The 9,312-nt window shown below is 41.1% G+C and carries 6 protein-coding genes; all 6 read left to right on the top strand.

The window, feature by feature from the left end; translation table 11 throughout:
- Window positions 1-285 precede the first annotated feature (285 nt).
- Window positions 286-963, top strand: coding sequence for an ABC transporter ATP-binding protein (locus tag AC1DQW_RS26905; RefSeq protein WP_477456877.1), 678 nt, complete (start codon window positions 286-288; stop codon window positions 961-963).
- A gap of 10 nt (window positions 964-973) precedes the next feature.
- On the top strand, window positions 974-2,407 hold the full coding sequence (locus AC1DQW_RS26900; protein ID WP_477456876.1) for a TolC family protein: 1,434 nt from the start codon (window positions 974-976) through the stop codon (window positions 2,405-2,407).
- A gap of 196 nt (window positions 2,408-2,603) precedes the next feature.
- Entirely contained in the window at window positions 2,604-3,206 is a 603-nt protein-coding gene (locus AC1DQW_RS26895; protein WP_477456875.1) for a porin family protein, read from the top strand.
- A 251-nt stretch (window positions 3,207-3,457) separates the two neighbouring features.
- Window positions 3,458-5,281, top strand: coding sequence for a glycoside hydrolase family 9 protein (locus AC1DQW_RS26890; RefSeq protein ID WP_477456874.1), 1,824 nt, complete (start codon window positions 3,458-3,460; stop codon window positions 5,279-5,281).
- A gap of 8 nt (window positions 5,282-5,289) precedes the next feature.
- Window positions 5,290-7,572, top strand: a complete 2,283-nt coding sequence (locus tag AC1DQW_RS26885) for a glycoside hydrolase family 3 N-terminal domain-containing protein (RefSeq protein WP_477456873.1) — start codon at window positions 5,290-5,292, stop codon at window positions 7,570-7,572.
- Window positions 7,573-7,812: 240 nt separating this feature from the next.
- Window positions 7,813-8,844, top strand: a complete 1,032-nt coding sequence (locus AC1DQW_RS26880) for a glycoside hydrolase family 53 protein (RefSeq protein ID WP_477456872.1) — start codon at window positions 7,813-7,815, stop codon at window positions 8,842-8,844.
- Window positions 8,845-9,312 lie beyond the last annotated feature (468 nt).

Raw genomic sequence — 9,312 nt, 5'->3', positions numbered from 1 at the left:
CCTTTCACCTTTCACCTTTCACCTTTCACCTTTCACCTTTCACCTTTCACCTTTCACCTTTCACCTTTCACCTTTCACCTTTCACCTTTCACTGTATCATAAACGTACGCACCGTGTTACATAAACGTACAGTTTTTGTTTGCTTGTTTTGTTGTAATGTGTTAATAATCAACATATTAAAAGTTTGGTATATTATTGATACTTTAATATTAAAATGATCACTATTATTGCTTTAACTAAAATGCAAATCACTAATTCACCAACCCACAAATCCACCAACTAAAAATGTTATCACTTCAGCATATTTCAAAACACTACCAGGTAAGCGGACTTAAAAATTATGTACTTAACGACTTGAGCCTTGAAGTTGATGAAGGCGAATTTATTTCGATAATGGGTCCTTCAGGTTCGGGTAAATCAACTTTACTAAATGTTATCGGCATGCTTGATGAACCTTCAGGAGGCTATCACTATTTCGCCGGTCACGCTGTACATCAGCTTAAAGAAAAACAGCGTTCTGCTTTATATAAACAATACATCGGCTTTGTTTTCCAGGCTTACCATTTAATTGACGAGCTCACCGTTTATGAAAACATCGAAACCCCGCTTATCTACCAGGATTTTAAAAGCAGCGAACGTAAAGCCATGGTAGCCGATATATTGGATAAGTTTAGTATCGTAGGTAAAAAAGATTTGTTCCCCGCGCAATTATCAGGCGGTCAGCAGCAGTTGGTGGGTATTGCACGCGCATTGATAGCCAAACCAAAATTGTTATTGGCCGATGAGCCTACCGGTAACCTTAACTCTAAACAAGGAGAGGAGATCATGGAACTTTTCCGCAAGCTGAACAGGGAAGATAAAGTAACTATCATCCAGGTAACACATTCCGAAAAAAATGCTGAATACGGTACGCGTATCATCAACTTGCTCGACGGCAAAATAGAATCCTCCAAACAACTCTGATCATATAGTAATGCGATATTTTAAATTTATATTTTTTGGTTTGATTGCGCTGTCGGTAACACAGGTACAGGCACAAACAGATTCTGTTCTTTCCATCAGGCAGTGTGTGGACATTGCTATAAAAAACAACCTCGATGTAAAAAAAAGCGAGTTGGCAATGGAGCGGCTTAATATTGGTTATAAACAAGCTAAGGAGTATTTGCTTCCCACAATTAATGGCGATGTTAATCATGGAATTAATAACGGGCGTAACCTTAACCCGTATACCTACAGTTACGTAACCCAATCGCTCACTTATGGTAATTATAGCTTAAACGGTAATCTTACTTTATTTAGCGGTTTGCAAAACTTAAATAACATTAAACAAACATCACTTTCTTTCCAGGCGGGTAAAATGGATTTCCAACAAGCGAAAGATCAGGTAACCATAAACGTGATTACCGCCTATTTGCTGGTTTTGGATAATACGGAATTATTGAGCCAGGTGGCTAACCAACTGGATGTATCAAAAAAACAGGTTGAGCGGTTGAATATATTGGAAAAAGAAGGTGCCAATAAATTACCATCAGATCTTTATGACCTCAAAGGTACGTATGGCGACAACCAATTAAACCTGGTACAGGCAAAAAACGCTTTGGAAGTTTCAAAACTTAACCTGATGCAGATGCTGAATATCCCTTATAACAAAAACCTTAAACTGGAGCCCCTGAGCGTTCAGGATGTATCAAGTAAAACTGATGCTTCATCAGACCAGGTGTACGATACTGCTTTACAGCAGCTGGCATACATTAAGGCTGCAGAGTTAAGGAGTAAAAGTGCCGCAAAGGGCGTTAAAGTTGCCCAGGGAGCTTTACTGCCAACGCTTACTTTAGGCGGCGGTATTTTTACCAATTACTCAAGTGCCGCGCAAAAAGCAACTTTTATTGATTCAACAACAGTTGCTACAGGTGCGTTTGTAAATGGCACCGGGGGTACTAAACTCCCTGTATTTCAGAGGCAGGCAAATTATAATAACCAAAACATAGGCTATTACGATCAGTTTAAAAACAATTATAATACACAGGTTAGCTTGAGTTTACATATTCCAATTTTAAACTATTTTCAAAATCGTAATAAAGTAGCGTTAGCTAAAATTAACCTGCAGGAAGCTAGGTATGTAGAAAATAACACCAAAATAGTTTTAAAACAAAACGTAGAGCAGGCATACCTGAATATGACTTCAGCTTATGAACGCTATACCGTACTTGTTGAACAGGTAAAGGCATACGGCGAATCATTCAGGATAGCCGAGATCCGCTTCAACGCCGGTGTGTTAACATCATATGATTTTGTACTGGCTAAAAACAACCTCGACAGATCGAAAATAAACCTTATCAACGCCCGCTACGATTGTTACATCTATAATAAAATACTGGATTATTACCAGGGTAAGTTAGCGCTATAAAAGCTGCGGGATTTATAAAAACGTTCTGTTTTAACTGCAGATTAATTTCATAATATCCGGTTTAAAAAGTTTGGCTTAGGGGCATGCTTTATAAACCGGATATTTCTGATTTATGTGGCAACTATATTATCCACTTTTGCATCCTCTTATTAATTATTATAATATTTTTGTCTTTAAAAACATAATCCCTTGAAAAATGAAAAAATCAATCTTAATTACATTCACTATTTGCCTGCTAACCGCAGGTATGGCAGCAGCACAGGTATTGCCAAGTTTTTCTTTTGGTGCAAAAGCAGGATTAAACTTCTCCAGCTTTCCGTCAAACGGAAAATATGATAATAGCAATAAAGCCGGTTACCTGGCAGGCGTATGGGCAAGGGTAGGTGGTCTTGGTTTTAATTTTCAGCCTGAAATGTATTTTACTTCAAAAAATATAGATATCAAGGATGACCAGGGAAACGTTAATAAAGCAAAATTTACCAGCCTTGATGTACCGCTGTTAGTAGGCGCAAAAGTTGGCGCTTTTGGTTTAGGCGGACGTTTCTATGGAGGGCCTGTTTTTTCATTCGCTATAAATAAAGACCAAAGTCTTAGTGGGGCCACTAAAGAAGCAACCAGTTTAAACTACAAGGATGCCAACTACGGGATCCAGGTAGGTGCAGGTGTGGATATTAGAAACTTTTCGGTTGACTTACGATATGAAGGCGGCCTTAATAAAATTGCTTACGGCAATGATGCATCTCATACCCGTGTAAGCTTGTTCAGTCTTTCTTTGGCTTATAAATTATTTTCGTTGTAAATTTAGGGCTCAGCCCGGTAATATAAATAAAGACCTGCCGTTTCGGTGGGTCTTTTTTATTGTGCCGGGTGTTTTTAAAGGTTGGGTTTATTTATCTGCGTTAAGCCTTAATCAATTGCATTTATAAAATGTTTTATTGTGTTATATTTTTAAGCAAATTAGCCATAATAGTATTATGCTTATTGTAAAAAATACACCTACATTTATAAATCCATTATCACACAAAAAAAACCTATAAATGTGTTTATACAATGCATGTAAAATTTAATTCCAGGAAAAATGCAGCGGGTAAAGGGGTGCTGTTTGTTTTAACAATACTTATCCTGCAAACCGCATCGGCACAAACAAAAGATGCTATATCCAACCCTATAAGATTGAATCAGCTTGGCTTTTATCCCGGTGCCATTAAAAAAGCGATTGTATTAAGTAGTAATAGCGGCAAATTTATTGTTGTAACCTTAAATAAGCATCCCGTATTCAGCAGTATACTGAAGCCATCGGTGAAGCCCTCCTTTGCAGGTAAAACAACCTATATTGCCGATTTCAGCAAATTAGAAAAACCAGGGGAGTACCGGCTTTATATTGCAGGTGTGGGATATTCCTATCCTTTCAGGATAAAAAATGGCGTTCATGAAAAGGTGGCGGGTGCTGTTATCAAAGCCTATTATTTTATGCGGGCATCAACCCCCTTAACCCAAAAGTATGCCGGCAAATGGGCCAGGGCCGAAGGGCATCCTGACAATAAGGTATTGATCCATCCGTCTGCCGCAAGCGAAAAACGACCTGCCGGTACAATTATTTCGTCGCCCGGGGGCTGGTACGATGCCGGGGATTATAATAAATATATTGTAAACAGCGGTATTTCTACAAGTACCCTGCTTTCGTTGTACGAGGATTTCCCAACGCACATGAATTCAATAAAGCTCAATATCCCTGAAAGCGGGAACGGCCTGCCTGATCTGTTGAACGAGGTATTATGGAACTTACGCTGGATGCTCACCATGCAGGACCCCAACGATGGCGGCGTTTACCACAAATTAACCAATGCTGCTTTTGATAAATTTGAAATGCCCGATAAGGATAGCACACCACGTTACGTGGTGCAAAAGGGTACAGCTGCAACATTAGATTTTGCCGCCGTTATGGCACAGGCTTCAAGAATCTTTAAGAAATTTGCACCACAAACGCCAGGTTTGGCCGATTCATGCCTTAACGCAGCCAAAACGGCCTGGATATGGGCTCAAAAAAATCCCAATGTAGCTTACCGGCAGGATGAAATGAATAAGAAATTTAATCCGGCCATAACTACCGGTGGCTACGGCGATAATGATTTTACCGACGAATTTATCTGGGCTGCATCTGAATTATTTGTAAGCACAAATGACAGTGGCTATTTAAAAAACATTAACCTGCTTCCTGATGATAAAATGCCGGTGCCAGCCTGGGGGCAGGTAAAATTACTGGGGTATTACACGCTCATAAAAAACACGGATGTTAAACCCTTTAATGAGCTGCCGGAGATAAAGAAGAGATTATTGAATACTGCGGACGAGTTGATCAATGGTGTTGATGACAATGCTTACCAAACGGCTATGACACAATCTGCAAAACATTTTGGCTGGGGCAGTAATTCTGATGCTGCAAACGAAGGAGTTTTATTAATTCAGGCCTATAAATTATCGCATAATAAAAAATACCTGAATAATGCTTTGGCCAACCTTGATTATATTTTAGGGAGAAATGCTGCTGGTTACTCTTATGTAACCGGTTACGGCAGTAAAACACCAATGAACCCGCATCATCGGCCCTCGGCAAGTGATGGTGTAATTGATCCTGTCCCCGGTTTATTGGCAGGCGGGCCAAACCCAGGGGTGCAGGACGGGATCAAAGTTCCGTCTAAAGTACCGGATGAAGCTTATATAGACGATACCAGGGCTTATGCCGCTAACGAGGTTACTATAAACTGGAACGCCCCAATTGCCTACCTGGCTAATGCGATAGAAGCCTTACAACACGAATTAAGCATACAAATAAACCAGGATCAAATAAATAAACATATCGAAAGCTCAAATTAAATAAACATATGAGAAAAATTTACATAACGGCGGCCAGTTTGCTTTTGCTTAACGCAATTTCCCCGGCTGTACAGGCTCAAAAAAACACATCAGTTGGCGCCATCGATAAAAGAGTGGATGCGCTGATAGCCAAAATGACACTGGAAGAAAAAGTAGGCCAGATGACCGAAGTTACCTCGGATGTAGTATCAAAAACAAATGTGCCTGATCATCAGCTGGATGCGGATAAGTTAAAAGAAGCTATCGTGAAATATCATGTGGGTTCAATCCTCAATGTAAGCGGTCACGCGTACAGTCGTGAGCATTGGTACGATGTGATCTCGGCCATCCAGAAAGCTGCCGGTCAGGATCGTTTAAAAATCCCGGTTATTTATGGTATCGATGCTATACATGGCGTAACTTATACAACCGGCAGTACTTTGTTTCCGCAGGAGATTGCGGTTGCTGCTACCTTTAACCGGGATATAGCTTACAAAGCCGGACAGATAACCGCCTATGAAACCCGCGCCAGCTATATTCCATGGAATTATTCGCCGGTATTGGATCTGGGCAAGTCGCCGCTTTGGCCGCGTATTTATGAAACTTTTGGCGAAGATCCCTACCTGGTTAAAACCATGGGCGCGGCTATTATTAAAGGATACCAGGGTAATGATGTAGGCGATAAATACCATGTGGCCGCCTGTATGAAACATTACCTGGGTTATAGCTTCCCATTGAGCGGTAAAGACCGCACCCCGGCCTGGATTCCGGACCGTTATATGCGCGAATACTTTTTGCCATCATTTGCCGAAGCTGTAAAAGCAGGTGCTAAAACCTTGATGATTAACTCTGGCGAGATAAACGGTGTGCCGGTACATGCCAGCAAATACCTGCTTACGGATGTTTTGCGCGGTGAACTTCATTTTGATGGTATCGCCGTAACCGACTGGCGCGATATCCAATACCTTCATGATCGTCATCATATAGCGGCTACTCAAAAAGATGCGGTAATGATAGCTGTTAACGCGGGTGTGGATATGAGCATGGTTCCGTATGATTATACTTTTTTTACCTATTTGATTGAGCTGGTTAAAGAAGGCAAAGTACCAATGACCCGGATCAACGAGGCAGTACACCGCATTTTAAAAGTAAAATACGAATTGGGTTTATTTGAGCGCCCGGTAGGTAATCCTGTTGATTATCCAAAATTCGGATCAGAGGAATACAGGCTGGTAAGCGTACAAGCCGCTAATGAGGCTATTACATTGTTAAAAAACAACAACCATATACTTCCACTTAAAAAAGGTATGAAAGTACTGGTAACCGGCCCTACGGCCAATACCATGCGTTCATTGGATGGGGGATGGAGTTACACCTGGCAGGGAGATGAGTCCGACAAGTTTGCTGCCGGCAAGAATACCATCCTTGAAGCTATCCAACAAAAAATTGGTAAAGAAAATGTAAGCTATGAAGCCGGTGCGGCATTTGATAGCCTTCAAAATGTTGATGAGACCGTTAAAGCCGCGCAAAAAGCCGATGCGATTGTGCTTTGCCTTGGCGAATTATCGTATACAGAAAACGTTGGTAATATTGATGACCTTAACCTGCCAGGCGCGCAAATTCAACTGGCACAGGCCCTGGCCAAAACAGGTAAGCCGGTGATATTGGTATTGGCCGAAGGTCGTCCACGAATTGTAACGGACGCGGAAAGCCTTTCAGCAGCTACCCTCATGACCTATCTATTGGGTAACGAAGGCGGCGATGCTATTGCAGGCGTGTTGTTTGGCGATGTAAACCCATCAGGTAAGTTGCCTATAACTTATCCGCGTTTCACTAATTCGTTAAACAACTATTACCGCAAAAATTTAGAGAATGGTAATCCGGATGATAAACACGGTTACAATCCTTTGTATGAATTTGGTTACGGTTTAAGCTATACCACTTTCAGCTACAATAACCTGCACATCAGCAAACCAGAGCTGAAAGATAATGAAACGTTAACAATCACTGTTGACGTGAAAAACACCGGGCAGCTGGAAGGTAAAGAATCTGTATTGTTATATATCAGCCAGTTATATGCCAGTATAGCGCCGGATACCAAACGCTTAAGGGCTTATGATAAGATCTCGCTAAAACCTGGTGAAACAAAAACAGTAAGCTTTAAAATTACGCCTAAAGACCTTGCTTTTGTGAACGATGTAAGCAAAACCGTTACCGAAGCAGGGGAGTTCAGGATTCAGCTGGGCGATCAAACCCAAAGCTTTAATTATGTATCAACACTTAACGCTCCTTCAAGAACAGGTAAACTATAATTAAACACGAATTTCACGAATTGGGTCGAATTAACACAAATACTGACGGCATATGATCTGTCTTAAAATAAATAAACAGACCGTCATTGCGAGGTACGAAGCAATCCCCGACTATGCAGATCTGATTTGCAAAGCTGCCCTGTAAGGCGGGGATTGCTTCGTACCTCGCAATGACGCTTGGATCTAATTCGTGAAATTCGAACCAATTCGTGAAATTCGTGTCTTAAATTTGTGTCTATTATGAAGAAGATCTTGCGCTCTTGTTTTTTGATCCTGTTTTGTCTGGGTATTTCCTGTTCAAAAGGCAAAACAAATACTCCCGTAGTTATAATTGAACCACCAGAAATCATCGCCAAGGGTGCAGATATCAGCTGGGTAACCGAAATGGAAGCTAAAGGCATTAAGTTTTATGATAAGAACGGTACCCAACAGGATCTTTTTGTATTATTAAAGAGCCTGGGTTTTAATGCTATAAGGCTGCGGGCCTGGGTTAATCCAAAGGATGGTTACTGTAACACTGCCGACCTGGTAGCAAAAGCTAACCGTGCAAAGGCTCAGGGTTTTAAAATTATGATAGATTTTCATTACAGCGATTGGTGGGCCGATCCTGGTAAACAAACCAAACCCGCTGCCTGGGTCGCCATTGATTTTGCCACGCTCACTACCACCTTGCACGATTATACCAAAAGTGTGATGAACACGCTAAAAGACAATGGCATAACACCGGTATGGGCACAGGTAGGCAACGAAACCAACGACGGCATGCTATGGGAGGACGGCCGCGCCTCAAAAAGTATGGCTAATTTTGCCGCCCTCGTTAAAAGCGGTTACGCGGCAGTTAAAGAGGTGAGCCCTGCAACGCAGGTAATAGTGCATCTCTCCAATGGTTATGATAATAATCTTTTCCGTTGGATGTTTGATGGGTTGAAAGCCAACGGCGCCAAATGGGATATCATAGGCATGTCGCTTTATCCATCAAAAACAAACTGGCAAACCCTCACTACGCAGTGTTTAGCCAATATGAACGATATGGTTTCGCGTTATTCAACCCCGGTTATGGTTGTTGAGGTAGGGATGGAGGCCGATGCGCCAACAGAGGGCAAGGCTTTTCTTTCAGATATCATCAGCAAAGTAAAATCCGTTAATAACAATGGCGGCAAGGGCGTTTTTTATTGGGAGCCGGAGTCATACAATAACTGGCAGGGCTACGGTTTAGGCGCTTTTGATAATTCCGGAAAACCAACGGCAGCGCTGGATGCGTTTGCAAATTAATTTCCTGAATTAATCAGTGTTAATCTCAAACATTTCTTGATTTTTCTCTATAATTCTGTTTTTTTGTGTCCTGTAAACAACCATTTCTACATTGCCCTTGCAATTAATAATATGCGATTTGCGAGGACACAAACCGCAGGTAAGGTTATAGTAGTCTTTCTCTCGGCCTGAAAAAAGTTTCACATTTACTGATTAGTCTTGTTGTTAGTTTACACTCTGTCTCGTCCTGAAAAAAGTTTACACTTTTACTGATTAGTACGGTGTTTAGTTTACACTTTATTTTAGTCCTGAATAGGGTTTACCATTTTCTAAAGATAAAGAATAATTGTTGTGGCTTGCTTGTCGTGTTGGAATGTGGGAAACTCCTTCAGTTTTCCATATTTCAATGCGTTTTTCTTTTTTTGCTTCTTTTTTTCTTTTTGCAGCCTCCTTTCTTTTTGTTGAAAACTACGATACCGGGCTTTTGTG

Source organism: Mucilaginibacter sp. P5_A4 (genome assembly GCF_056400605.1).
The sequence above is the reverse complement of the archived record's forward strand: the minus strand, read 5'-3'. Positions and strand labels throughout refer to the sequence as shown.